We start from the raw sequence: 22,150 nt of genomic DNA on the forward strand, positions 1-22,150 counted from the left end.
GCCCAGGAGCAGCCCTCAGGCCACCTCTTCGCCCAGCAGCTGTTCGGTAAAGTCGAAGAGGCCGGGCTGCCGGTCACGGCGCAGACGCTCGGCCGTGATGATCGCCTGGACGGCGGAATAGGCGTGGTTGAGGTCGTCATTGACGACGACATAGTCATAGTCGCGCCAGCGCTCGATCTCGACCTTCGCGTTCTTCAGACGCACCGCGATCGTTTCGCCGGAATCCTCGGCCCGGCGCAAGAGACGCGTCTTCAATTCCGCCATGGATGGCGGCAGGATGAAGATCGAGACGATGTCGGCCTTCGCCTGCTTCTGAAGCTGCAGCGCGCCCTGATAGTCGATGTCGAAGAGCATGTCGCGACCGTCGCGCATCGCCTTTTCGGCGGCCGCGCGGGGCGTGCCGTAGAAATTGCCGTGGACCTCAGCCCATTCAAGAAGCGCGCCGGCCGAGCGCAGATGCTCGAACTCGCTGCGATCGATGAAGCGGTAGTGGACGCCGTCGATCTCGCTGGCGCGGCGCTTGCGCGTCGTCACGCTGACCGACAGGGAGAAGCGCGGATCGGATTCCAGAAGCGTGCGGGCGATCGTCGACTTGCCGGCACCGGATGGCGACGACAGGACAAGCATGATGCCGCGGCGGGCGATGGCGTAGTTCTGGCCGGAGGCGGAGACCGAAGTCATTCGAGATTTTGCACCTGTTCACGGAACTGGTCGACGACGACCTTCAGTTCGAGCCCGATCGCGGTCAGCGATGCAGCATTGGACTTGGAGCAGATCGTATTCGATTCGCGATGGAATTCCTGCGACAAAAACTCCAGCCTGCGCCCGATCGGTCCGCCCTCGCGAAGAAGGCTCGTCGCGGCCTCGACATGGGCACGCAGCCGGTCGAGTTCCTCGCGGATGTCGGCGCGGGTCGCGAGCAGCGCCGCCTCCTGATGGAGCCGCCCCTCGTCCAGCCGGTCGTCGGCTCCAATAAGTGCCGCGACCTGATCCCTCAGCCGCGTGCGGATTGTTTCGGTCGAGCGTGCCGGATCGCGCTCGGCGCGATCGACAAGGCCGGAAATCTCGCGCAGCCGGGCCGCCAGGATTTCTGCCAGCGCCTGCCCCTCGGTCCGGCGGGCCTCGGCAAGCCTCTCGATCGCCTCGCGAAAGCCAGCCAGCACGGCAGCGCTCCGCGCCGCCAGCATCTCGGGATCGTCGGTATCCTCGCCGGTCTCGATGATGCCCTTGATGGCGAGGATTCCATCGGCTGCCGGCGGTCCGGCATGGCCGTCCGCGACGAGCTGGTTCGACAGGGCCAGGACCTTCTGCAGCATGTTCTCGTTGACCACGAGCGACGACACGCGGTCGGCCCGGCGGAACTGCAGGCTCGCCTGGATGTTGCCGCGGCCGAGCGCGCCTGCCGCAAGCCGTCGCAGATCCGGCTCCAGCGCCTCAAGCCCCTGCGGCAGGCGCAGACGGAGGTCGAGCCCCTTGCCGTTGACCGAGCGCAGCTCCCAGAGGAAGCCGCCCTCTTGCGAGCTGCCTTCGTGTCTGGCGAAGCCGGTCATGCTCTGGACGGCCATCGGCACTCCTTCCGGTGGGATTCGTCGGGTCTCGGCGCGCAACGCCCGGGTGTCGGAAGAGGAAAGCTTGCAGCCACCGCCCGCATTCCGACGGACGGGAGGCGGGAGGGGGGCACCGTCCTCCCGCATCCTATTCCGCGGCGTTCGCTTCGGCCCGCTGCTGTTTCTGCAATTCCCGATATTTGCGGACATTGCGGTTGTGTTCGTCGAGGCTCGACGAAAAGACGTGGCCACCGGTGCCGTCGGCGACGAAATAGACGTCGTCGCTTTCGGAGGGATGCGCGACCGCCTGAAGCGCAGCCTTGCCGGGATTGGCGATCGGGCCGGGCGGCAGGCCCTTGATCTTGTAGGTGTTGTAGGGCGTGTCGGAATCGATGTCCGACTGCGTGACCGGCTGGTCGCTCGGCTTTCCCTTGCCGCCATAGACCCCGTAGAGGAAGGTCGGGTCCGACTGAAGCCGCATACCCTTCTTCAGCCGGTTGACGAACACCGAGGCGACATGCGGGCGCTCTTCGGCAACGCCGGTCTCCCTCTCGACGATCGAGGCGAGGGTGATGAACTGGCCGATATCCTTGACCGGCAGGTCGGGATCGCGCCCCTCCCAGATCTCGGCGACAAGCTTCTCCTGCGCGGTCCGCATGCGCTTGACGATCTCCTTGCGGGTTTCGCCGCGCTGGAAGAGATAGGTGTCCGGCCGCAGCGAGCCCTCGGGCACGGGATCAGGCATGGCTCCGGTGAGAGCATCTTCCGCGGCGATCCGCTCATAGGCTTTCTCGACGGTCCAGCCCTCGGGGATCGTCACCGAATGCATGATCGATTCGCCGCTCTTCAGCTTCTCCATCACGCCGCGCATCGAAACGCCCGGAGCAAAAGCGTATTCGCCGGCCTTCAGCGCGCTGCCTGCCCCCTCGATGCGGACCGCATATTCGAAGACCGAGGCGTTGGAGATGACGCCCTGGCGCTCCAGCCCGTCGGCAATGGCCGACACGCCGGTGTTGCGCGGAACGACGTAAGTCGCCTCCGTCTTGAGCGGTCCCGGCCGCTCGAACTCGTTCGCTCCCCAGTAGAGCACAGCTCCCGCGACGAGCATCACGAACAGCGCCCCGGAGAGACACAGGTTCAAGAAGACGACGAGCTGGTTCTTGGCGTGGCGCGAGCGCCGCGGCGGCTTGGGCGCAGGCGACGGCTTGAAGTCGCGGCCCCGCCGGTTGCGCGTCTGGCGTGCTCCGCCACCTTCATCACCCATGTTGTCGCTCACCGCTATTCCCCTCGAACCCGCATTCTTCCGCGTTGAAGCACCATGGCAATGTGGCGAAAGGTCGGATAGCGCGCCACCAATCGCCGGATGATCCCCTCCGGCGCACGACCCGGCGCCCGAGGCGAGGAATCGCGCGGCCCGGCTCTGGCTCGGCCTCTCTTGCTCGGCCTCTGCCTATGCCGGCAGGGAAAGGCCTTCCCGTTCCAAGACGGCGCGGACGGCCGGCAGTTCGGTCAGGCGGCGGGCAAGCGCCGTCCATGCCGGGAAATCGCCGGGCATGTCGTAGCCGAGCACGCTCCCGCGTCCCCAGTTCCAGAAGACCAGAAGATAGAAATCGGCGACCGAGAGCGCCGCGCCCGCCGCATGCAGATCGCCGGCGCCGGCGAGTTTCGCCTCGGCCATTTCCCAGAGCGCGCGGGCAGCCGCCTTGCCGGTCTCCACCACGTCCCGCCTCGCCTCCTCGCCGCTCGCATAGCGTTCCGGGCGACGGATATGGGCATAGGCGGGATGCAGGCCCGAGGACAGGAAGGCGAGCCATTCGGCGCAGCGCGCCTCGGCCAGCGGCTCGCTCGGCCAGAGTTCGCGCTCCGGAGCAAGCCGCGTGATGTAGCGCAGGATCGCCGGGTTCTCGGTGATCACGGCATCGCCGTCGCAAAGGACCGGCACCCGCCCCTTCGGATTGAGCTTCAGATAGTCTTCGGAGCGCTGCTCGCCGGCGGCAAAGTCAACTCGGACCAGCTCGTAGTCGAGGCCGGCCTGTTCGAGTACCAGATGCGGCGCGAGCGAACAGGCGCCCGGCGAGTAGTAGAGCCTCAGCTTCGGCATCCGGTCATCCCCCGATGTGCACGTCGCGCCGATCGCGACGGCGAAGTGCCGCACCCCGGCCATGCGCACCCCGGCCGCCTGCAGCCGCGGACGCCATCGGCCGGGTCCTCAGTCGACCACCCGCCTGAGGACCAGCGACGCGTTGGTGCCGCCGAAGCCGAAGGAGTTCGACAGAGCGACATCGATCCGCTTTTCGCGCTTCACATGCGGCACGAGGTCGATCTTGGTCTCGACGGAGGGATTGTCGAGGTTGAGCGTCGGCGGCGCGACATTGTCGCGGATCGCCAGGGCCGAGAAGATAGCCTCCACCGATCCGGCCGCGCCGAGAAGATGACCTGTCGCGGACTTGGTCGACGACATGGAGATTCCCTCCGCGGCCTCGCCGAGAAGACGCTCGATCGCCCGAAGCTCGATCTCGTCCCCGAGCGGGGTCGAGGTCCCGTGAGCGTTGACATAGTCGATGTCGGAGGCCGAAATCCCGGCCCGCTTCATCGCCGCAGCCATGCAGCGATAGGCGCCGTCGCCATCCTCGGCCGGAGCCGTGATGTGATAGGCGTCGCCGGACAGGCCATAGCCGATCACCTCGGCGTAGATCCGGGCACCGCGCGCCCTGGCGTGCTCGTATTCCTCGAGCACGACGATGCCGGCACCCTCGCCCATGACGAACCCGTCCCGGTCGCGGTCATAGGGCCGCGAGCCGCGCTTGGCGTCGTCATTGAAATGCGTCGACAGCGCCTTGCAGGCCGCAAATCCTGCCAGCGACAGCCGGCAGACAGGCGATTCCGCCCCGCCCGCAACCATCACTTCGGCGTCGCCGAGCGCGATCAGGCGCGAAGCGTCGCCGATCGCATGCGCGCCGGTCGAACAAGCCGTCACGACCGAATGGTTCGGTCCCTTCAACCCGTTGCGGATCGACACATGGCCGGATGCGAGGTTGATCAGGCTGCCGGGAATGAAGAACGGGCTGACGCGACGCGGCCCCTTCTCCGCCAGGATCAGCGCAGTCTTTTCGATGCCCTGCAGGCCGCCGATCCCCGAACCGATCAGGACGCCGGTCGAGATCTGGTCCTCGCGGCTCTCGGGATGCCAGTTGGCATCGTCAAGCGCCTCGGAGGCCGCAGCGACGGCGTAGACGATGAAATCGTCCACCTTTCGCTGCTCCTTCGGCTCCATCCACTGGTCGGGATTGAAGGTGCCGTCTTGCCCGTCGCCGCGTGGGATCTGGCAGGCGATCTGGCAGGCCAGGTCCGAGACCTCGAAGCTCTCGACCCGATTGGCCCCGCTCTCGCCGTTCAGAATGCGTTTCCAGGTCACACCGGCGCCTGCGCCGAGTGGCGTGACCATTCCGATGCCGGTGATGACTACTCGTCTCATCAGTCACTCTATCGCCGGGTGGCAACCGCCACCCTGACGCGTCAGGCCTGGTTCTTTTCGATGAACTTCACGGCGTCGCCGACCGTCAGGATCGTCTCGGCCGCGTCGTCCGGGATCTCGACGCCGAACTCTTCTTCGAACGCCATGACGAGTTCGACGGTATCGAGGCTGTCGGCACCAAGATCATCGATGAAGCTGGCGTTCTCGGTGACCTTCTCCTGCTCGACGCCCAGATGCTCGACGACGATCTTCTTCACTCGCTCGGCGGTATCGCTCATTGTAAGTCCTCTACTGAGATGGCTTTCGCCGCTTTCGTTAGACGTGAGGCGGCTGTTTATCAAGCGGCGCGGTCTTTGCGGTCGCGGCCGCGCACTTCGAACTGGGAAACAATTCGCCGGCGCGCTTATCATGCTCGCCGGCCGGGGCCAAGCAAAAGCAGCCGGCCGTCGTCAGATCATCGCCATACCGCCGTTGACGTGAATGGTCTGGCCGGTGACATAAGCCGCCTCCTGCGAGGCCAGGAACACCGCCGCAGCGGCGATCTCGGCCGCCTCCCCCATGCGCTTCATGGGAATCGCCCCCATGATCGCATCCTTCTGTTTGTCGTTCAGCTTATCCGTCATGGCGCTGGAAATGAAGCCCGGCGCGATGCAGTTCACGGTAACACCGCGCGAGGCGATTTCCTGTGCCAGCGACTTGGAAAAGCCGATCATCCCCGCCTTGGCCGCGCAATAATTGGCCTGGCCGGGATTGCCGGTCACGCCGACGATCGAGGTAATGTTGATGATTCGGCCGTGGCGGCGCCGCATCATCGGGTGCGTGAGGCCGCGGGTCAGGCGGAAGGCGGCCGTCAGGTCGACTTCGAGAACGGCATCCCAATCGTCGTCCGACATGCGCACGAACAGCCCGTCCTTGGTGATTCCGGCGTTGTTGACCAGGATGTCGACGCCTTCCATCTCCGCCTCGGCTCGCTCCGCGAGACCCTTCTGAGCGTCGCGGTCGGACAGGTCGGCCGGCAGGACGACCACGCGCTCGCCGAGCGAGGCCGCGATCTCCTCAAGCTTCTCACGCCGCGTGCCATGCAGGCCGACGACCGCCCCGCAGCCGTGGAACGCGCGGGCGATCGCCTCGCCGATGCCGCCGCTGGCGCCAGTCACGAGGGCTTTGCGCCCGGTCAGATCGAACATCGCCTTTTCCTTTTCTTCTTTCGCGTCTCGAGGCTCTTCAGCCCGGCTGGCGGGAACGATCGCGTCGATCGCCGCCCGCGCCTGTCCGTCAGCCGGCGGCAAATCCGCGGACCGCCTCGTCTGTACCGACCGATACCGCCTCGAGCCGCTTGTCGATCCGGCGGGCAAGACCGCTGAGCACCTTGCCGCTGCCGATCTCGACGAGGCGGGTCACACCGTTCTCCGCCAGCCATTCCATGCTTTCGCGCCAGCGAACTCGACCGGTGACCTGACGCACCAGGCGCTCGCGAATCTCGTCCGGATCGCTGGTGGGGCTCGCCGTGACGTTGGAGACAAGCGGCACGACGGGCGCCGAAAGCCGCGCCTCACGAAGTGCCTCCGCCATCCGCTCGGCTGCCGGCTGCATCAGAGAGCAATGGAACGGCGCCGAGACCGGCAGCGGGATCGCGCGCTTTGCACCGGCTTCGGGCGCCGAGGCCACGGCCCGCGCCACCGCTGCGGCCGAGCCGGAAATGACGATCTGACCCCCGCCATTGTCGTTCGCCGGTTCGCAGACGCCGCCCTCCGCCGCCGCGCGTTCGCACAAGGCAGCCACAGCCTCGGCATCGAGACCGAGGATCGCTGCCATCGCGCCTTCGCCGGCCGGCACCGCCTCCTGCATGGCGCGGCCGCGCAGCCGCAGAAGCCGCGCCGCATCCGACACCGAGATCGTCCCGGCGGCTGCGAGCGCCGAATATTCCCCAAGCGAGTGTCCGGCCACGTAGGACGCGGCGGAAGCCCGGAAGCCTTGTGATTCCAACGCGCGCATCGCGGCGAGCGACACGGCCATCAATGCGGGCTGAGCGTTCTGGGTCAGGGTCAGCCGATCCTCGGGCCCCTCGAAGATCAGCGACGACAGCCTTTCGCCCAGCGCATCGTCGACCTCTTCGAAGACCGCACGGCTCTCTTGGAAGGCGTCGAACAGCGACCGCCCCATGCCGACGGCCTGACTGCCCTGTCCCGGAAACACCAGCGCGATGCTCATTTTTCAGCCTGACTCCTCACAATGCCCCTGAAGTGTCGGAGCGGATTGGTTTGGCAAGACCCGCCTGTCAAGCCGGCTCGCCCAAGCCGCAACTGAAAAGCGAGTATTTCGGCAGCGACACAAATGCGAAAGAGAAAATTAAGTCGATCTAAACCGAAGCAACCCACTCTCGCTGGAGAGAGAGGCTCAATAAAAAATGGACAAGCCGATGGTGCTGCCTGTGCCGGGCGAGACTGCGATTCCTGCGATCGCCAGCCTGTGCGGCCGCTCGCTTGAGGAAGAGCATGCGGTCATCCGCGAAATGCTCGACCATATGGAGCAAGGCGTCGTCCTCTACGAGCGAATCGCATCCGGCGACGAAGTCGTCGCCTTCTTTAACGCCAACGCGGAGAGCCATATCGAACTGCCGGCCGGGATGCTGCGGGCCGGGCTCGCGCGGCGCGAGATCGTCGACCTGTGCGAGGCCCGCGGCGACCATGGCAGCCACTTCGAGGTCCAGGCTCACATCGCGCGTGTGCTGCGCGGCGAGAGCGCAGAAGTTCTTTGCCGGAAGCCCTCCGGCAAGTGGGTACTGGCTCGCTCGATCCCGCGGACCGCGGCGCCCGGATCGCTGACGCTCTATATGGACGTTACCGAACAGGTGCTGGCGGAGGAGCGGCTGCGCAAGAGCCGGGCGCAGTACCAGGTGATCACCGAGATGGCGCCGCTCGGCTTCGTCCAGCTCGATTCGCTCGGCCAGGTTATCTTCGCCAATCCCGCAGCGCGCGAAACCTTTGCCCTCCCCGAGGGCGAGATCGACCTTCTGGGCGGGCTTCACCCGTGCAGCGGCCGCTCGCTCGCCGAGGAACTTGCCTCCTCCAGCCAGTTCGAAGCGGAGCTGCGGCTCGCCGGCGAGACTCGTCACCTGATGGTGGCCGCTTCGCCTGCCGCTGCCGATGCCGCCGACCGGATCGTTGCCTTCACCGACATCACGCCGCTAAAGACAGCGAGCCGGCAGGTCGAAAAAATGGCCCGCAGCGACCCGTTGACCGGGCTCGGCAACCGGACGCTTCTGCGCGAATGCTGGACCGAGCTTCAGCCCGAGAACAGGGAGGCGAAGCCGGTCGTCTTCGTCGCCCTAGACCTCGACCACTTCAAGCTCGTCAACGACGACTATGGCCACGAGACCGGCGACAGCCTTCTGCAGATGGCGGGGCAGCGGATGCGGGAGGTCTGCGGATCGGCCGGCCGGGCATTCCGTCTCGGCGGCGACGAATTCGCCGTGGTCCTGAACGGCACCTCCCGCGAGCGGGGAATCCGGATCGCTGAGGATCTCGTGGCGGCGCTTTCAACGCCCTACCGGATCGGCGAGAGAACGCTCACGGTCGGCTGTTCGGCCGGCCTCGCCTCGCTTCCCGACGACGGAAAGACACCGGAAGCTCTCCAGCGCGCTGCCGATATCGCCCTCTACCAGGTCAAGCGAAACGGCCGCAACGCGGTCGCCTGCTACGACGCCCGGCAGGAAGAAGAGGTCAACGAGCGGCGCCGGCTGGAGGCCGACCTTACGCTTGCCCTGTCGCGCCAGGACTTCAGCCTCGTCTATCAGCCGCAAATCGATCTGAGCACCGGCCGCCTCAGCGGCATCGAGACCCTGATCCGCTGGAACAATCGCCGCCTCGGCCGCATGGTCCCGCCGGCGGAGTTCATCCCGATCGCCGAGCGGACGGGGCTCATCGCGCTCGTCGACAACTGGGTGATCCGCAACGCGATCGCCCAGCTTCGCGCCTTCGTCGATGCCGATCCGCAATGTCCGGGTCTGTCGATCAACCTGTCGCCTGTCTCGCTCGGGGCGCCGCACATCCTGGAGGTCCTGCTGGAGACGCTCGATACACATCGGCTGTCGCCCGGACTGATCGAGATCGAGGTGACGGAAGGCCTTCCGATCGACCGCTGCTCGCAGCTGGTGGATACGCTGACTGCCTTCCAGAAGGCCGGGATCCGGATCGCCCTCGACGATTTCGGCGCCGGCCAGTCCAGCCTCACTTATATCCGGTCGCTGCCGGTCAGCCGGGTCAAGATCGACCGCTCCATCATCAGCGGCGTCGGCGACGACCGCGCGGCCGACGCGATCGTCGCCTCGATCCACGACCTGTGCCGCCGCCTCGGCCTTCGCCTGACGGCCGAGGGAATCGAGACCGAGCGCCAATGGGAGCAACTGCGCGAACTCGGCTCCGTCGACGGCCAAGGGTTCTTTCTCTGCCCCCCCGAACCCGCCGAGGCGATCATCCGCAGGTTTGCCGGCTGGCGGCGCGGCCGCCTTCCCGCCGCCGCATCGTCCTGAGAGCAAGCCCCGCCGCTTCGGGCGCGCCTTTCCCCCGAAGACTGCAGCGGGCGGTGCAAGCCCCTCGCGGTTCTTGCAAAACCTGCCGGAAGCGGCTACATCCCGCCTCGTTCATGCCCGGTTTCCAGCTGGGGGCTGTACGGAAGGCTGCCGGTCCGCCGGTATCTCGATGCCGAAAGCGCATCAGCTTCCCGTGTCTCCGCTCTCGACCGATCTCATAGCGCCTTTCCCAATCTCCCGCAGCGCGGGTGTCGCAGGAAGTCGCAGAGGCTTAGCCGCTGGTGCGGGCAGACGTAGACGAAAACGGAAAGGCGAATCGATATGGCTCTTTACGAGCACGTATTCCTCGCGCGCCAGGATATTTCGAACCAGCAGGTCGACCAGCTGGTGGAAACCTATCGCGGCGTTCTCGAGGCGAATGGCGGCAAGGTCGGCAAGGTCGAAAATTGGGGTCTGAAGACCCTCACCTACCGCATCAAGAAGAACCGCAAGGCCTATTACACGCTCATCAACATCGACGCGCCGGCTTCTGCCGTCCAGGAGATGGAGCGGCAGATGCGGTTCAACGAAGACATTCTGCGCTACATGACGATCCGCGTCGAAGAGCACGAGGACGGCCCTTCTGCGATGATGCAGAAGCGCGACGACCGTCCGCGTCGCGGCGATCGCGACCGTGGTGATCGCGGCGATCGTGGTGACCGCGGCGATCGTGGTGACCGCGGCGACCGTGGTCCCCGCCGCGATCGTGACGACGATCGTCCGCGCCGCCCCCGCGACAGTGATTCGGAGTAAGCCCTGATGGTCGATATCGCCCAGCTTCCCACCCGCCGGCCGTTCCACCGCCGCCGCAAGTCCGATCCGTTCTCCGGCGGCGAGTCGCCGAAGATCGACTACAAGGACGTGCGCCTGCTGCAGCGCTACATCTCCGAGCGCGGCAAGATCGTGCCGTCGCGCATTACGGCGGTCTCCCAGAAGAACCAGCGTGCGCTGGCCCGCGCGATCAAGCGCGCCCGCTTCCTGGGTCTTCTGCCCTACGTGATCAAGTAAGGCTTTCCGCCTTCAGGCGGCGCGACCATCGCGCCGCCCGTCCCTTCCGCATCAGGCGGCGGCCGGGACGTCTCTTTCGCCGAGTTGGGGCATGCCGCCCCTAACTGCTCCAGGCAGGACAGCGCACCCGTGATGACCCTCCCGGCCCTTTTCATTGCAGCCGTATCCGGCCTTGCGAGCGCGCTGCTCTTTGCGGGCCTCGTGCTGCAGTCGGGAACCGCTTTCGGGCTGGCGCTCGCCGCGCCGATTCCCGTGGCCATTGCGAGCCTCGGCTGGGGATCGCTCGCCGGTCTCGTCGCCGCCCTGACCTCCGGCCTCGCCATCTACCTCCTCTCCGGCTCGGTCTCGAGCGGGCTGCTCCTCGTCATTGCGATGACCGGGCCGATCGCGCTCGCTGGCCATCTCGCAGGCCTCGCCCGTCCGGCGGCCAATGCCGACGCGGCCGCCTCGGCACCGCTCGGCCGTTCGCCCGCCCCGGCGCCGCTCGACTGGTATCCGCTCGACCGGGTGTTCCTGGCGATCGTCCTGTCGGTCGTCGCCGCCTGCATCTTTCTCGGCTGGTATCTCGGCTACGATCCCACAGAACTCCAGCCGCTGATCGTCGCCGGCCTCGGCCAGGGCGGCAGCGACCTTGGCGGCGCAAGCCAGGACCAGATCCAGGAGATCGCGCGGCTGGTCATCGCCATGGTGCCCTTCGTCCAGCCGGCGGTGCTGGTCGTGACGCTGGTTGCCGGCCTCTATCTCGGCGCCCTCGTGGTGCGCATTTCCGGGCGGCTGCCGCGGCCGCGGGACGACGTTCCGACCGCCGGGCGGCTGCCACAGGTCGCGCTCTTCATCTTCGCCGCCGGCCTTGCCGGGTCGTTTGTAGGGGGCACGATCGGACTGATCGCCGACGTCGTCGCCGGCGGCTTCGGAGCGGCCCTTTCCCTCGTCGGCCTCGCCTCGGTCCACAAGCGCACGCGGGGACGACCCGGCCGCGGTCTGGTGCTCTTCACGAGCTACGCCGCGATCCTGCTCCTGTCCTTCCCGATCGCGCTCTTCCTGCTGATCGGGATCTACGAGACATGGAAGCGGCGCCCGCGCGCTGCGGGTCCCCCGCCGATCCCGCGCGCCTGACTTCCCAGCATCATCCACTTAACCTGCAACGCTTCTAAAAGGACTGAAAACATGGATGTCATTCTCCTCGAACGCATCGCCAGGCTCGGCCAGATGGGCGAGACCGTGAAGGTTCGCGATGGCTTTGCCCGCAACTACCTCCTGCCGACCGGCCGGGCGCTGCGCGCCAACGAAGCCAACCGCGCCCGCTTCGAGGCGCAGAAGGCGCAGCTGATCCAGCGCAACGAAGAGCGCAAGGCCGAGGCCCAGCGCGTCAGCGCCACGCTCGAAGGCAAGAGCTTCATCGTGGTGCGCTCGGCCGCCGAGTCCGGCCAGCTCTACGGCTCGGTCTCGACCCGCGACATCGCCGAGATCCTCGCCAAGGAAGGCTTCAAGGTCGGCCGCAACGAGGTCGAGCTGAACCAGCCGATCAAGACCATCGGGCTTCACCAGGTGGATATCCGCCTGCACCCGGAGGTGGCGGTCGCGATCAAGATCAACGTCGCCCGCTCGCCGGACGAGGCCGAGCGCCAGGCTCGCGGCGAAGACCTGACCACGCTCGAGGCCCTCTACGGTCCCGACGAGGACGAGCTTGCCGAAGACGAGGAAGCCGCGGAAGAGGAAGCCGAAGCCGAGGCGACCGCCGAGGCCGACGAAGAGACCGACACGGCGACCGCCGGCTGACCGGTCGCTTTTCGGCAACTGGTCTTTCGCATGGCAGGCTTACAAAAAAGGGGGCTCCGCAAACGCGGGGCCCTTTTCTTATGCGCTCCCGATATTAAAGTTAGCTCTCGCTATGCAACGTATTAACGAGTACCCGGCTGGCCTGACGCCCGCCGCGGTCTCTTTGGGCTTCGGCCAGGAGATCGTCGTCCATGAATCGCATTCTGAAGTTCTACCTCAACAACCTGATCACGTTTGGTGATTTCACCGTAATCGACGCGGATGGGAAGAGGCATCGCTGGGGCGATGGAACCGGTGTTCCCGTCGCCATAAGGATGAACACGAGAGCCGCCGAGCGGGCGATTGCCCTCAATCCGGGACTGAAATTCGGCGAAGAATACATGAACGGCGGCTTCGACGTCGTCGAGGGAACGATCTGGGAGGTTCTCGCCCTGATCTTCCAGAACGCCGGCAATCACGCGACCGATGAGAGCTGGATGCGCGCGATCAGCCGGATCCGGCTGGTCTATCGCCGGCTGATCCAGAACAACACGCCGACACGCGCCCGCTCCAACGTCCAGCATCACTACGACCTGTCGGCCGAGCTCTACGACCTCTTCCTCGACGTCGATCGGCAATATTCCTGCGCCTATTTCGAGCGTCCGGATGCCACGCTGGACGAGGCGCAATTCGCCAAGAAGCGGCATATCGCGGCGAAAATGTTCATGAACCGGCCGGGCCTGCGCACGCTCGACATCGGCTGCGGCTGGGGCGGCCTTGGCCTCTATCTCGCCCGGCAGGTGGACGCGAAGGTGCGCGGAATCACGCTGTCGGACGAGCAGCTGAAGATCGCCAATCAGCGCGCCGAAGAGGCGGGCCTTGCCAACCGCGCCCAGTTCCACCTCGAGGATTACCGCAAGACGGAGGGTCCGTTCGACCGGATCGTCTCGGTCGGGATGTTCGAGCATGTCGGGCTGGACTTCTACCAGCAGTTTTTCGACCAGTGCCGCCGGCTGATGGCGGATGACGGCGTCATGCTGCTCCACACGATCGGCCGCTGGGACGTGCCGGCGAACACCAACCCGTTCATCGCCAAGTACATCTTCCCCGGCGGCTACCTGCCGACGCTGTCGGAAGTGACGCCGAGGATCGAGCGCAGCGGGATGGTCGTCACCGATGTCGAAATCCTCAGGCTGCATTATGCCCACACGCTGAAGCACTGGCGCGCCCGCTTCGAGGCGCGGCGCGAGGAGGCCAAGGCGCTCTATGACGAGCGGTTCTGCCGGATGTGGGAATTCTACCTCGCCGCTTCCGAGACCGCGTTCCGCTGGCAGGATCTCGTCGTCTTCCAGATTCAGATCACCAAGAAGCTGGGTACGCTGCCGATGACCCGCGACTACATGTTCGAGGCAGAGGCGAAGCTGCGCGAGCGCGATACCGCAGCCCTGGTCGAAAGCGAAGCCTGGAACGAGCGCGTCGCCGCCGAATAGCCGCAGACCGGGTCTACGGTCTGAAGATCGAGGGGAGGACGGCACGCGCCGTCCTCCCCTTTTCGATGCCCGCTTCCTGTCGGTCTCATGTCGGAAACCGCCGGCGCGAAAGCGGAACGCCCTACCGCTTCACCTCCCAGGTCGTGACCCGCTCGCCGGTTGCCGGGTCCTTGCCGTCCTTCAGCTGGAGGCCCTTTTCGAGCAGCTCGTCGCGGATGCGATCGGCTTCGCCCCAGTTCTTGGCGCGGATGAAGTCGAGGCGCTCGGCGATGGCGGCGTCGATCGCGTCTGCCGACATATCCGGGTCGCCCCGGCCCGCCTTGCGGTTCTCCGCCTCGTGCCAAGCGGCCACGTCGATGCCGAGCAGGTCGAGGGACGCCCGCAGGGCTGCGGGATCGGACCGTCGAAGGGCGTGGAGTTCGGCGATCACCGCTCCGCTCGACAGATCGTCGCACAGGGCCGCAAGCACCGCCTCGCCTGGCGCCGAAGACTCGGCTGCGGCAGCCGCGCGCGCGAAGGACGAAAGAGCGCTCTCCGCCTCTTCCAGCCGCTTCACGCTGAAGTCGATTGGCTCGCGGTAGTGCGTCATCAGCATGGCGAGGCGCAGCACCTCGCCCGGCCATTTGCGGCCGCCGAATCTGTCCGTTTCCAGGAGCTCGCGGATGGTGACGAAATTGCCCTCGGACTTCGACATCTTGCGGCCCTCGACCTGAAGAAAGCCGTTGTGCATCCAGACCTGTGCCATCTCGGCCGTGCCATGGGCGCAGCGCGACTGGGCGATCTCGTTCTCATGGTGCGGGAAGATCAGGTCGAGCCCGCCGCCATGGATGTCGAAGGTTTGGCCGAGCAGGGCTTCCGACATGACCGAGCATTCGAGATGCCAGCCGGGCCTTCCCCTTCCCCAGGGCGAATCCCAGCCGGGCTCGGTCTCGTTCGACAGCTTCCACAGGACGAAGTCGCCGGGGTTTTTCTTGTGCGCGTCGACCGCGATCCGGGCGCCCGCCTGCTGGTCCTCCAACTTACGGTTCGACAGGCGGCCATAGTCGGGCATGGAGGTGACGTCGAACAGCACCTCCCCGCCCGCCTCATAGGCATGGCCCGTCTCGATCAGCGCGCCGATCATCGCGATCATGTCGTGGCCGTCCTCGCGCCGGACATAGGCCGTGGCGCGCGGCTCGAAGGTCGGCTGAAGGCAGCCGAGCGCCGCGGCGTCGGCGTGGAACTGGTCGGCCGTGGCCGAGGTGACCCTGGCGATCGCCTCGTTCAGGGGAAGGCCCGGATAGTCGCGTGCCGCCCGCGCGTTGATCTTGTCGTCGACGTCGGTGATGTTGCGGGCATAGAGGACGCGATCCTCGCCATAGAGGTGGCGCAGCAGGCGGAACAGCACGTCGAAGACGATCACCGGGCGCGCATTGCCGATATGGGCGAAGTCGTAGACGGTGGGCCCGCAGACATACATGCGCACGCGCCGGTCGGCATCCGCCACCGCCGGATTTCGCCAGTCGAGCGGCCGGAACTTCTCCTTGCGCCGCGTCATCGTGTTGGTGAGCTCGAGCCCGCGAAACCCGTCGTCCATCGTCGTCGTCTCCTGTCGCGGATCTGCTAACCGGAATCGCCACGGCTGACAAACCGCCTGGAAATCCGGCGATGCCGCACGAATCATGACAGGCTGCAACAGTTCTTGTGCTTAACCGGCTCCGAAACGGTTTTTCTAGGAACTACATCAACAAAGAAAATAATACCCGTCCGGAACACCTTCACTGTATCGGCATTACCACCACGAGAAAGCGAGCGGGAGAAGTGGCCGTCCTGTTGGCGCATATGACGGTCTTGCCGCTAAACTGGCACAATCGGGGGGCTGGGTAAGCGCAGTCCCCCCAGCGAGCCCACGGATGAAGGCCATGAAGCGCGACACCATTCAATTTCGTTCCAAGCGCGAACGCGAGCAGGAAGTCGATCTGAAGCGGAACTACAAGGAGATCGGCATTCCTGCGATTGCTGCGGCCAGCCGTGCCTGCCGCGCGGCCAAGCCGGAGGCGGCCCGGGCCAACCATCCCCGGACGACGCTCATTCCCGCCGAGTAGGAACAGCGCGAGACATCCACGAATTCTGCGGGGTTCCGGCAACGGGATCCCGCTTTGCGTTCGGACCGCAGGGCCCCCGCGTGCTTCTGCCGAGGGTTTCACCGGACATTTCGGCGGACGTTCAGAACAGGCGGAACTGCGCTCCATCTTCGCCTTGAGGCTGAGGGGACTCGGCCAGCGGCGCCTCCCCGGCGACGGCCTCCTGGATGTCCGGGCCGATATTGGCGACGGAATTGACGCGGTCGGAAACCGGCACCGCCTCGAAGACATCACCGCCGAGGCGCCGGGCGAGCGTCATGGCCGCGGCGGGATCGATCTCCCGGCAGTTCAGCCAGGCATCGTGATCGTCGCTGTGGATGACCACCGGCATACGCTCGTGGATCGAAGCAAGCGCGCCGCTCGCGGGCTTGGTGAGGATTGCCGCTGTGTCGATCTCGGAGCCGTCCGGCGACAGCCAGGTCTCCTCGATTCCGGCGAAGGCAAAGGCGGCTTCGCCACGCGACGTCAGGAAATAGGGCTGCGGCTTCGCCTCGCCGCGCCGGCGCCATTCGTAAAAGCCGCTCGCCGGCACCAGGCAGCGGCGGTAGCGAAGCGCGGCGCGGAAGGCGTTCTTCTCGGCCACGGTCTCCGACCGGGCGTTGAACAGCAGCGGGAAGCCTTTCAGATCCTTCACCCAGCCGGGGATCAGACCCCAGCGCACCAGCATGGCGGAGCGCTGCCGAAGTCCGGTGTCGGGACGCTCGTCGGCGCCGCCGATGACGATCAGGATCGGCTGGCTCGGCGCGATGTTGTAGCGCGGCGGAAAAGGGTCGATGGATCCCAGTCGGAACATCGCCGCGATCGCCTCCGGCGCCGCCGTCAGGGTGAAGCGTCCGCACATGGCGGCGTATCAGCCGAAGCGCGAGCGAACTGTCAAGCGAAGTCGGCGGAGCTATATTCCGGCCATGGCCGATCCGCGATCCGCACCCCTCCTTGCGGTCTCCGTCTGCCTCAGCGACGGTCAGCGCATCCTCGTCGTCGAGCGGGGGCGCGGCGCCTTTGCGGGCAAGCTCTCGCTTCCCGGCGGCAAGGTCCGGTTCGGCGAGACCCTCCTTACCGCGGCGCGCCGGGAGCTCGCCGAGGAGACCCGGCTCAGCGTCGGAGATCTCGCCTTCCTCACCCTGCACGAGGCAATCGACGATGCGTTTCACGCCGTCATAGCCGTCTATGCCGGCGTGCTCGATTCGGATGATGCGCCGCAGGCAGGCGACGACGCCGCCTCGGTCCACCTGTTAACGATAGATGAAATCAGACGGGCAGAACTGCGAAAACAGACCACCGACGGCCTCGCCGCGGTTGCCGAGCGGGCATTGGAGGCATTATCTCATGGGACGAAAGCGGGACCCTGACGCCCGCAAACCGAGCCAGTCGAAATGCCTCCCAAACGGTCTGTTGCGCGAAAGGCGCATTGGCTGCCGGAACCGCCCGGACGTTCGGCACGACCCTTGCATAATCGTTAACAGGAGCTGAATGATTCAGCATGCATCGGAACCGGATTCTTCCCGCATTATTCCTGGCAGCGGCCCTTGCGGCGGCGGTAGTGTCAGTTCCGACCCGTTCCTTCGCAGCTCCGGAGGACAAGCAGACCGAGGATGTCGCCAAGCCCGACGAAGGTCAGACGCCCAGCAATGCGCCCTGGATGAAGCCGCTCAGCCGTCTGGCGAGCATTCTTGGCTCCATGCATTTCCTGCGCAAGCTGTGCGGCGCGGAGGACGCCAATGTCTGGCGCGACGACATGAGCAAGCTGATCGCGGCCCAGGCGCCGAACGAGGCCGACAAGCGGCAGCTGATCGCGAGCTTCAATTCGGGCTATCGCGCATTCGAATCGACCTATCGCAAATGCACGGCCGCAGCGCGCACCGCGGTGAACCGCTACCAGACGGAAGGCGCCGTTCTCGCACGCGAGATCGGCTCAAGGTACGGGACTTAACCTTCGGTTAAGGATCGGACCAAACTGAATCAAATTGCCGGTAAGATCGTGCTAGGACCTTAACGGGACGTGAAGCCGGGGACGAAAATTGAGGGGTCGCCATGATTGATTTGCAGAGTGCCGAGCTGGACGAGATGATCCAGGCCGAGAAGAAGCAGGTGGCCCTCGAATATCACAGCGAAGCCTGGGCCGACGGCATCTCCGACGGGATCGAAGCGGAGATCCTGGCCGAGACGGCGATCACCACGGCGCTGACCGAGCTGGTTCGCCTGCATGGCGAGGACGGTGTGCTGGACATGATGGAGCTTCTGCGCCAGAGGATCGAGTTCGGCGAATTCCGGCCCGACCGGACCATCCAGTAAGAATTGCGCTCGAGCGCCGGCGCAGGAACCGGCCGAGCTTCGGGATAGCCGCCGGGCGGATGCTGCCATCCCGAGCCAACAGCGAGGAGATGCAGCCGTGATGCTCCGAACGAGCGTGATGCTTGGCATTGCCATGGCCGCAGCTCTGCTGGTCGGACCCTGCGGCGCGTATGCCTTCTCGCAGATCGAGGGCGAGAATGGCGGGACAGAATCCAAGGAGGGGATCGTCGCCGTCCCTTTGCCGCCGCTGAGCGTCGGCCGCCAGGAACAGGGACCGCAACGTCCCGCACCGACTTCGGGCCAGAACCGGCGCGAGCCGACCCGCACGCCGGTGACGGAAGGGACCGACGAAGGCGAGGTCCCGATCTCCCCCGAGGACGAAGCGCGCGAATTCGAGCAGCAAAAGCCCGTCCAGGGCCCCCCCATGCCCGCAAACGTGAAGCCTCTGCCCGCGAGCGGGTCGTCACGCAAACAGCCGCGCCTGCCGCTGGCGAATCCGGAAAACTATCAGGACGAGGTAGCGCCGCGGGACGTTCCGACGCGGGACGGTCGCCAGATGCGGCTGCAGATCCCGAGCGAGATGGCGTTTCCCGTTGCCGCCACGCCCAATGCCGGCGCGAGCGCCATCGACGATCCTTCGGGACATGGCGCTGGTCCGGTGATCGTCGCCCCGGCAGACGACGACGCGGGGCCGGCCGAGCCCCTGCCCGCCGAAATCAGCTATGGTTCGGACGATCTGCCGAAGCCGGTCCGCGACCTGCGCGACCGACTGATCGAGATCGCGGAGTCCGGCGAGATCGAGCGGCTTCGTCCCTATATCGCAAAAGGAGCGGACGGAACGGTCCTGTCCTTCGGCGACGACAAGGTCGACGACCCGATCAAGTTCCTCAAGAGCGCTTCCGGCGACGGCGGCGGTGTCGAGATCCTGGCGATCCTCCTCGAAGTGCTGGAGGCCGGGCACGTCCGCGTCGAGCCGGGCACCGGCGACGAGATCTACGTCTGGCCCTATTTCACCCAGGTCGACATCGGCAAGCTGACCAAGCCGCAGCTCGTCCAGCTGTTCGAAATCGTCACCGCCGGCGACTATCAGGCGATGAAGGAATTCGGCGCGTATAATTTCTACCGGATCGGCATCTCTCCGGACGGCAAGATGCAGTTCTTCGTCGCCGGCGACTGACCGGCTCCTTCGGGGGCCTTGCCGAACGGCGCGCCGGTGCGTCATCCCCACGCCCGTCCCCGCAATTGGCCGGCGGCGACAGCCGGGATATCCTGCCGGCCATGTGCAATCTCTATTCGATCACCAAGGGCCAGCAGGCGATCCGGCAGTTCACCGGTGCGGTCCTCGACCGGACGGGCAATTTGCCGCCGCTGCCCGGCGTCTTTCCCGACTATGCCGCACCGGTGGCGCGCAATTCTGAGGACGGGCGGCAGCTGACGATGATGCGCTGGGGCATGCCCTCGCCGCAATTCGTCCTCAAGGGCCGGACGGTCGACAGCGGCGTGACCAACATCCGCAACGTGAAGAGCCCGCATTGGCGGCGCTGGCTCGGCCCGGCCAATCGCTGCGTCGTGCCCTTCACCAGCTTTTCCGAATATGAGGCGGTGGACGGCCGGAAGGTCCCGGTCTGGTTCGCGCTCTCGCCGGAGCGGCCGCTGGCCGTCTTCGCCGGGCTGTGGACGAGCTGGACGAGCGTGCGCAAGAAGGCCGAAGGCGAAGTGACGGCCGACCTCTTCGGCTTCCTGACCTGCGAGCCCAATCGCGAGGTCGGCGCCGTCCATCCCAAGGCGATGCCGGTGATCCTCACCGAGCCCTCGGAGATCGAGGCCTGGATGCGGGGCGGATGGGACGAGGCCTCTTGCCTTCAGCGCCCGCTGCCGGACGGTGCGCTGACGATCGTCGCACGCGGCGAGAAGACCGACGGCGAGCCGGATTCGCCGGATCCCGAGCGCCTGCTCTGACCCTGCTGCCCTGGCGGGTCTCCCGCCTTTGCCGTCAGCCGGGCTGCGCCTTTTCCCGCCGCTCCTCGGCGATCCGGTCGAGCTGGGCCCCGGTCTCCTGCGCTCCCATCGCCGCTGCGGCGCCCCGCGCATCGACACCGTCCGCGGCGCGCGCATCCGGATCGGCGCCGCGCTCCAGAAAGAGGTCGACGAGCTCCGTCCGGTTGAACATCGCCGCCATCATCAGCGCTGTGCGCCCGTCGGGCCCCGCGCCGTCGACCGCGGCGCCATGGTCGAGCAGCAGACGGGCGATCTCGGTCTCGCCCTTGAAGGCGGCGCCCGCCAGCGGCGTCTGGCCCTTGTCGTTGGAAATGTTCGGATCGGCGCCGCTTTCCAGCAGGAGCCGCGTCAGCGCCTGGTGGCCGTGATAGCTCGCCAGCATCAGGAGGCTGTCGCCCTTCTCATTCCTGAGATTGGGCGGCAGGCCGCGATCGAGAAAGTCCGCCATCCTGGCCGTCTCGCCGGATCGCGCGGCCTGGAAGACCATGGCCGCCAGCCGCAGCGTCTCGTCGTCGAAGGCTGGCTCGGCGCCGGAAGGCTCGTTGGACATTTTCGCTCTCCTCTCCTGCCGGCGCGCGATCGCGGCTCGATGGTCGGTGCGGACCTATGGTCTCCGGGCCAAGACGCAAGCCCCGCCGGCAGCCACAGCGCTCGTCACCAGGACGCGAAGGGAAAGTCGCACAGGGTCGGGACGCAGAGATCCTCGTCTTCCGTCATCGCTCGGGCGGGATCGGTGAGGAAATCCAGCCACTCCTCGGGAAGGCGGCTTGCCTGCCGCACCGGCCGCGGCGCTCGACCGGACCTGACGCCCGGCATCTCGTCCGCGCGGCTCGCGCCCGATACGGCCGATGGCGCCCTCAAGACGGCGACGACCGCCTTCGGCTCGTAGATTGCAAGGCCGATCACGCCGCGGGCTTCGGCGCGACCGACCGGCAGCCCGAGGGCAATCCTGACGGGAATGCCACTTTCAAAGGCCCAGCGGTCCGACATGCTTCTCCCTTCCTTGGGTTCAGCGCGAGTCGGCCAGTCCGGGTCGTCGATCGACAACTTCCGCCTTCGCCACCGCGAGGTCCGCCATACGTCCCCGCGGACCAACTCCTCTTGATCCGGCTTCAGCCTGGGAACGAAAGCTGAAAAAGTGGTTGCCTAGAAATAAGGCAGAATGATCAAGAGGCTTTCCAATCCTGCCGATACGCCGCCTTGCGGTCTCGAAAGCGCGGACGCGCTTCGCTGACGGCTCGGCCGATCGGCTCAGACCGAGGGAGGCGAGGCCGGTTCACCCAAAGGTGCGGCCGTCAGTGGGCGGACGCGATCAGACGACGGTGTCCGGTTCGGCCGCGCCCGGCTCGCCGTCCCAATAGTCGAGCGAAGGCGTTGCGCGGTGCATGACGCGGAAGGAGCCCCCGCCTCGATGGCGCTTGGTCCGGGCCTGCACCTTGCCGGAATCGGGATATTCGACGATGTCGGTGTTCGCCATGGAGGAGACCGCGAGATAGCGCAGCGGCCCGGTTCCGGTGTTGAAGAGCTGGTGGGCGGTGTCCGGCCCGCCCGCCGGAGCTCCCAACACATCGCCGGGACCGACCTTGTGCCTGGTATCGCCGAGCCGGTATTCACCCTCGCCTTCCAGGATGACGAAGAGTTCGTCCTCGACATGGTGGTTGTGGAACGGGCAACCAGACCGACCCGGCGGCACCTCGCTATAGGAGATGCCGAGCGCATCGAGGCCGAGCTGCGCGCCGAAGGAGACGTCCCGGCCGCCATAGAGGCTTCCCTGGCTCCACTCCTCGAGTTCGAGCTTGCTCGGATCGACGATGGGGCTCTTCTCGCTCATGCCACTCTTCTCCACTCTGCGAGGGCGCGCCGTTGCGGCAGGCCCAGCCTTACAAGGC

Annotated in this window: 25 protein-coding genes; 12 read left to right on the top strand and 13 right to left on the bottom strand. The window is 66.3% G+C overall.

Annotation, left to right across the window (positions count from 1 at the left end; genetic code table 11):
• Window positions 1-15: 15 nt before the first annotated feature.
• The 8 genes from gmk to fabD form a co-directional block, all read right to left on the bottom strand.
• Window positions 16-681 carry a guanylate kinase gene (gene gmk, locus LH400_RS01040; RefSeq protein ID WP_229150794.1) on the bottom strand — a complete coding sequence of 222 codons (666 nt, stop codon included), beginning with the start codon at window positions 679-681 and terminating at the stop codon, window positions 16-18.
• Window positions 678-1,565: a YicC/YloC family endoribonuclease gene (locus LH400_RS01045; protein ID WP_229150795.1), complete on the bottom strand. Its 888-nt coding sequence runs from the start codon at window positions 1,563-1,565 to the stop codon at window positions 678-680. Before LH400_RS01045 ends, gmk begins: the two co-directional genes overlap by 4 nt.
• Window positions 1,566-1,695: 130 nt before the next feature.
• A complete protein-coding gene (gene mltG / locus LH400_RS01050; RefSeq protein ID WP_229150796.1) occupies window positions 1,696-2,823 on the bottom strand; it encodes an endolytic transglycosylase MltG in 1,128 nt (375 codons plus the stop codon).
• A 174-nt stretch (window positions 2,824-2,997) separates the two neighbouring features.
• Window positions 2,998-3,648: a glutathione S-transferase family protein gene (locus LH400_RS01055; RefSeq protein ID WP_229150797.1), complete on the bottom strand. Its 651-nt coding sequence runs from the start codon at window positions 3,646-3,648 to the stop codon at window positions 2,998-3,000.
• Between the two features lie 108 nt (window positions 3,649-3,756).
• The gene (gene fabF / locus LH400_RS01060; protein WP_229150798.1) at window positions 3,757-5,022 is read right to left on the bottom strand and encodes a beta-ketoacyl-ACP synthase II; all 1,266 of its coding nucleotides are present in this window, start codon (window positions 5,020-5,022) and stop codon (window positions 3,757-3,759) included.
• Between the two features lie 41 nt (window positions 5,023-5,063).
• Window positions 5,064-5,300, bottom strand: a complete 237-nt coding sequence (locus LH400_RS01065) for an acyl carrier protein (RefSeq protein WP_026358398.1) — start codon at window positions 5,298-5,300, stop codon at window positions 5,064-5,066.
• A gap of 171 nt (window positions 5,301-5,471) precedes the next feature.
• A complete protein-coding gene (gene fabG / locus LH400_RS01070; protein ID WP_229150799.1) occupies window positions 5,472-6,209 on the bottom strand; it encodes a 3-oxoacyl-[acyl-carrier-protein] reductase in 738 nt (245 codons plus the stop codon).
• 88 nt (window positions 6,210-6,297) lie between these two features.
• Complete coding sequence (fabD, locus tag LH400_RS01075; protein WP_229150800.1) at window positions 6,298-7,233, bottom strand: ACP S-malonyltransferase; 936 nt, start codon at window positions 7,231-7,233, stop codon at window positions 6,298-6,300.
• Between the two features lie 196 nt (window positions 7,234-7,429).
• On the opposite strand from fabD, the gene LH400_RS01080 reads away from it, so the two are divergent.
• From LH400_RS01080 to LH400_RS01105, 6 genes are all read left to right on the top strand, one after another.
• Complete coding sequence (locus tag LH400_RS01080; RefSeq protein ID WP_229150801.1) at window positions 7,430-9,553, top strand: putative bifunctional diguanylate cyclase/phosphodiesterase; 2,124 nt, start codon at window positions 7,430-7,432, stop codon at window positions 9,551-9,553.
• Window positions 9,554-9,874: 321 nt separating this feature from the next.
• Window positions 9,875-10,345 (top strand): 30S ribosomal protein S6, encoded by a 471-nt coding sequence (gene rpsF, locus LH400_RS01085; RefSeq protein ID WP_229150802.1) that lies wholly within the window; start codon window positions 9,875-9,877, stop codon window positions 10,343-10,345.
• 6 nt (window positions 10,346-10,351) lie between these two features.
• Window positions 10,352-10,600, top strand: coding sequence for a 30S ribosomal protein S18 (rpsR, locus tag LH400_RS01090; protein ID WP_229150803.1), 249 nt, complete (start codon window positions 10,352-10,354; stop codon window positions 10,598-10,600).
• Between the two features lie 132 nt (window positions 10,601-10,732).
• Window positions 10,733-11,716, top strand: a complete 984-nt coding sequence (locus LH400_RS01095; RefSeq protein WP_229151226.1) for a hypothetical protein — start codon at window positions 10,733-10,735, stop codon at window positions 11,714-11,716.
• Between the two features lie 51 nt (window positions 11,717-11,767).
• The gene (rplI, locus tag LH400_RS01100; protein WP_229150804.1) at window positions 11,768-12,379 is read left to right on the top strand and encodes a 50S ribosomal protein L9; all 612 of its coding nucleotides are present in this window, start codon (window positions 11,768-11,770) and stop codon (window positions 12,377-12,379) included.
• A 191-nt stretch (window positions 12,380-12,570) separates the two neighbouring features.
• On the top strand, window positions 12,571-13,848 hold the full coding sequence (locus tag LH400_RS01105; protein WP_229150805.1) for a cyclopropane fatty acid synthase: 1,278 nt from the start codon (window positions 12,571-12,573) through the stop codon (window positions 13,846-13,848).
• 121 nt (window positions 13,849-13,969) lie between these two features.
• Here the strand turns inward: LH400_RS01105 and cysS are convergent, their stop codons facing one another.
• Window positions 13,970-15,424 (bottom strand): cysteine--tRNA ligase, encoded by a 1,455-nt coding sequence (cysS, locus tag LH400_RS01110; RefSeq protein ID WP_229150806.1) that lies wholly within the window; start codon window positions 15,422-15,424, stop codon window positions 13,970-13,972.
• A gap of 325 nt (window positions 15,425-15,749) precedes the next feature.
• Here cysS and LH400_RS01115 point away from each other — a divergent pair, with 325 nt between their 5' ends.
• A complete protein-coding gene (locus tag LH400_RS01115) occupies window positions 15,750-15,932 on the top strand; it encodes a hypothetical protein (protein ID WP_229150807.1) in 183 nt (60 codons plus the stop codon).
• Window positions 15,933-16,053: 121 nt separating this feature from the next.
• Here LH400_RS01115 and LH400_RS01120 read toward each other — a convergent pair whose 3' ends face one another.
• Complete coding sequence (locus LH400_RS01120) at window positions 16,054-16,812, bottom strand: SOS response-associated peptidase (protein WP_229150808.1); 759 nt, start codon at window positions 16,810-16,812, stop codon at window positions 16,054-16,056.
• Window positions 16,813-16,876: 64 nt separating this feature from the next.
• Here LH400_RS01120 and LH400_RS01125 point away from each other — a divergent pair, with 64 nt between their 5' ends.
• The 5 genes from LH400_RS01125 (at window position 16,877) to LH400_RS01145 (ending at window position 20,222) form a co-directional block, all read left to right on the top strand.
• Complete coding sequence (locus LH400_RS01125; RefSeq protein ID WP_229150809.1) at window positions 16,877-17,320, top strand: NUDIX domain-containing protein; 444 nt, start codon at window positions 16,877-16,879, stop codon at window positions 17,318-17,320.
• Between the two features lie 191 nt (window positions 17,321-17,511).
• On the top strand, window positions 17,512-17,901 hold the full coding sequence (locus tag LH400_RS01130; RefSeq protein ID WP_229150810.1) for a TIGR02301 family protein: 390 nt from the start codon (window positions 17,512-17,514) through the stop codon (window positions 17,899-17,901).
• A 101-nt stretch (window positions 17,902-18,002) separates the two neighbouring features.
• Window positions 18,003-18,263 carry a hypothetical protein gene (locus LH400_RS01135; protein WP_229150811.1) on the top strand — a complete coding sequence of 87 codons (261 nt, stop codon included), beginning with the start codon at window positions 18,003-18,005 and terminating at the stop codon, window positions 18,261-18,263.
• A 100-nt stretch (window positions 18,264-18,363) separates the two neighbouring features.
• Window positions 18,364-19,440 carry a hypothetical protein gene (locus tag LH400_RS01140; RefSeq protein ID WP_229150812.1) on the top strand — a complete coding sequence of 359 codons (1,077 nt, stop codon included), beginning with the start codon at window positions 18,364-18,366 and terminating at the stop codon, window positions 19,438-19,440.
• A 101-nt stretch (window positions 19,441-19,541) separates the two neighbouring features.
• Complete coding sequence (locus LH400_RS01145) at window positions 19,542-20,222, top strand: SOS response-associated peptidase (protein ID WP_229150813.1); 681 nt, start codon at window positions 19,542-19,544, stop codon at window positions 20,220-20,222.
• 34 nt (window positions 20,223-20,256) lie between these two features.
• Here the strand turns inward: LH400_RS01145 and LH400_RS01150 are convergent, their stop codons facing one another.
• The 3 genes from LH400_RS01150 to LH400_RS01160 all read right to left on the bottom strand — a co-directional run bounded on the left by LH400_RS01150 (window position 20,257) and on the right by LH400_RS01160 (window position 22,092).
• On the bottom strand, window positions 20,257-20,811 hold the full coding sequence (locus LH400_RS01150) for an ankyrin repeat domain-containing protein (RefSeq protein WP_229150814.1): 555 nt from the start codon (window positions 20,809-20,811) through the stop codon (window positions 20,257-20,259).
• A gap of 104 nt (window positions 20,812-20,915) precedes the next feature.
• Window positions 20,916-21,251, bottom strand: coding sequence for a hypothetical protein (locus LH400_RS01155; protein ID WP_229150815.1), 336 nt, complete (start codon window positions 21,249-21,251; stop codon window positions 20,916-20,918).
• Window positions 21,252-21,573: 322 nt separating this feature from the next.
• Window positions 21,574-22,092 (bottom strand): cupin domain-containing protein, encoded by a 519-nt coding sequence (locus tag LH400_RS01160; RefSeq protein ID WP_229150816.1) that lies wholly within the window; start codon window positions 22,090-22,092, stop codon window positions 21,574-21,576.
• Window positions 22,093-22,150: the final 58 nt, after the last annotated feature.

This window comes from Jiella soli (genome assembly GCF_020615385.1).
GTDB lineage: Bacteria > Pseudomonadota > Alphaproteobacteria > Rhizobiales > Rhizobiaceae > VKMB-3413.

Excerpts from the sequence above, each read along its gene's own strand:
- gmk (WP_229150794.1), bottom strand. The coding sequence starts at position 681 with ATGACTTCGGTCTCCGCCTCCGGCCAGAACTACGCCATCGCCCGCCGC.
- LH400_RS01045 (WP_229150795.1), bottom strand. The coding sequence starts at position 1,565 with ATGGCCGTCCAGAGCATGACCGGCTTCGCCAGACACGAAGGCAGCTCG.
- LH400_RS01055 (WP_229150797.1), bottom strand. The coding sequence starts at position 3,648 with ATGCCGAAGCTGAGGCTCTACTACTCGCCGGGCGCCTGTTCGCTCGCG.
- fabF (WP_229150798.1), bottom strand. The coding sequence starts at position 5,022 with ATGAGACGAGTAGTCATCACCGGCATCGGAATGGTCACGCCACTCGGC.
- LH400_RS01065 (WP_026358398.1), bottom strand. The coding sequence starts at position 5,300 with ATGAGCGATACCGCCGAGCGAGTGAAGAAGATCGTCGTCGAGCATCTG.
- fabG (WP_229150799.1), bottom strand. The coding sequence starts at position 6,209 with ATGTTCGATCTGACCGGGCGCAAAGCCCTCGTGACTGGCGCCAGCGGC.
- fabD (WP_229150800.1), bottom strand. The coding sequence starts at position 7,233 with ATGAGCATCGCGCTGGTGTTTCCGGGACAGGGCAGTCAGGCCGTCGGC.
- LH400_RS01080 (WP_229150801.1), top strand. The coding sequence starts at position 7,430 with ATGGACAAGCCGATGGTGCTGCCTGTGCCGGGCGAGACTGCGATTCCT.
- rpsF (WP_229150802.1), top strand. The coding sequence starts at position 9,875 with ATGGCTCTTTACGAGCACGTATTCCTCGCGCGCCAGGATATTTCGAAC.
- rpsR (WP_229150803.1), top strand. The coding sequence starts at position 10,352 with ATGGTCGATATCGCCCAGCTTCCCACCCGCCGGCCGTTCCACCGCCGC.
- LH400_RS01095 (WP_229151226.1), top strand. The coding sequence starts at position 10,733 with ATGACCCTCCCGGCCCTTTTCATTGCAGCCGTATCCGGCCTTGCGAGC.
- rplI (WP_229150804.1), top strand. The coding sequence starts at position 11,768 with ATGGATGTCATTCTCCTCGAACGCATCGCCAGGCTCGGCCAGATGGGC.
- LH400_RS01105 (WP_229150805.1), top strand. The coding sequence starts at position 12,571 with ATGAATCGCATTCTGAAGTTCTACCTCAACAACCTGATCACGTTTGGT.
- cysS (WP_229150806.1), bottom strand. The coding sequence starts at position 15,424 with ATGGACGACGGGTTTCGCGGGCTCGAGCTCACCAACACGATGACGCGG.
- LH400_RS01115 (WP_229150807.1), top strand. The coding sequence starts at position 15,750 with ATGAAGCGCGACACCATTCAATTTCGTTCCAAGCGCGAACGCGAGCAG.
- LH400_RS01120 (WP_229150808.1), bottom strand. The coding sequence starts at position 16,812 with ATGTGCGGACGCTTCACCCTGACGGCGGCGCCGGAGGCGATCGCGGCG.
- LH400_RS01125 (WP_229150809.1), top strand. The coding sequence starts at position 16,877 with ATGGCCGATCCGCGATCCGCACCCCTCCTTGCGGTCTCCGTCTGCCTC.
- LH400_RS01135 (WP_229150811.1), top strand. The coding sequence starts at position 18,003 with ATGATTGATTTGCAGAGTGCCGAGCTGGACGAGATGATCCAGGCCGAG.
- LH400_RS01140 (WP_229150812.1), top strand. The coding sequence starts at position 18,364 with ATGCTCCGAACGAGCGTGATGCTTGGCATTGCCATGGCCGCAGCTCTG.
- LH400_RS01145 (WP_229150813.1), top strand. The coding sequence starts at position 19,542 with ATGTGCAATCTCTATTCGATCACCAAGGGCCAGCAGGCGATCCGGCAG.
- LH400_RS01150 (WP_229150814.1), bottom strand. The coding sequence starts at position 20,811 with ATGTCCAACGAGCCTTCCGGCGCCGAGCCAGCCTTCGACGACGAGACG.
- LH400_RS01155 (WP_229150815.1), bottom strand. The coding sequence starts at position 21,251 with ATGTCGGACCGCTGGGCCTTTGAAAGTGGCATTCCCGTCAGGATTGCC.
- LH400_RS01160 (WP_229150816.1), bottom strand. The coding sequence starts at position 22,092 with ATGAGCGAGAAGAGCCCCATCGTCGATCCGAGCAAGCTCGAACTCGAG.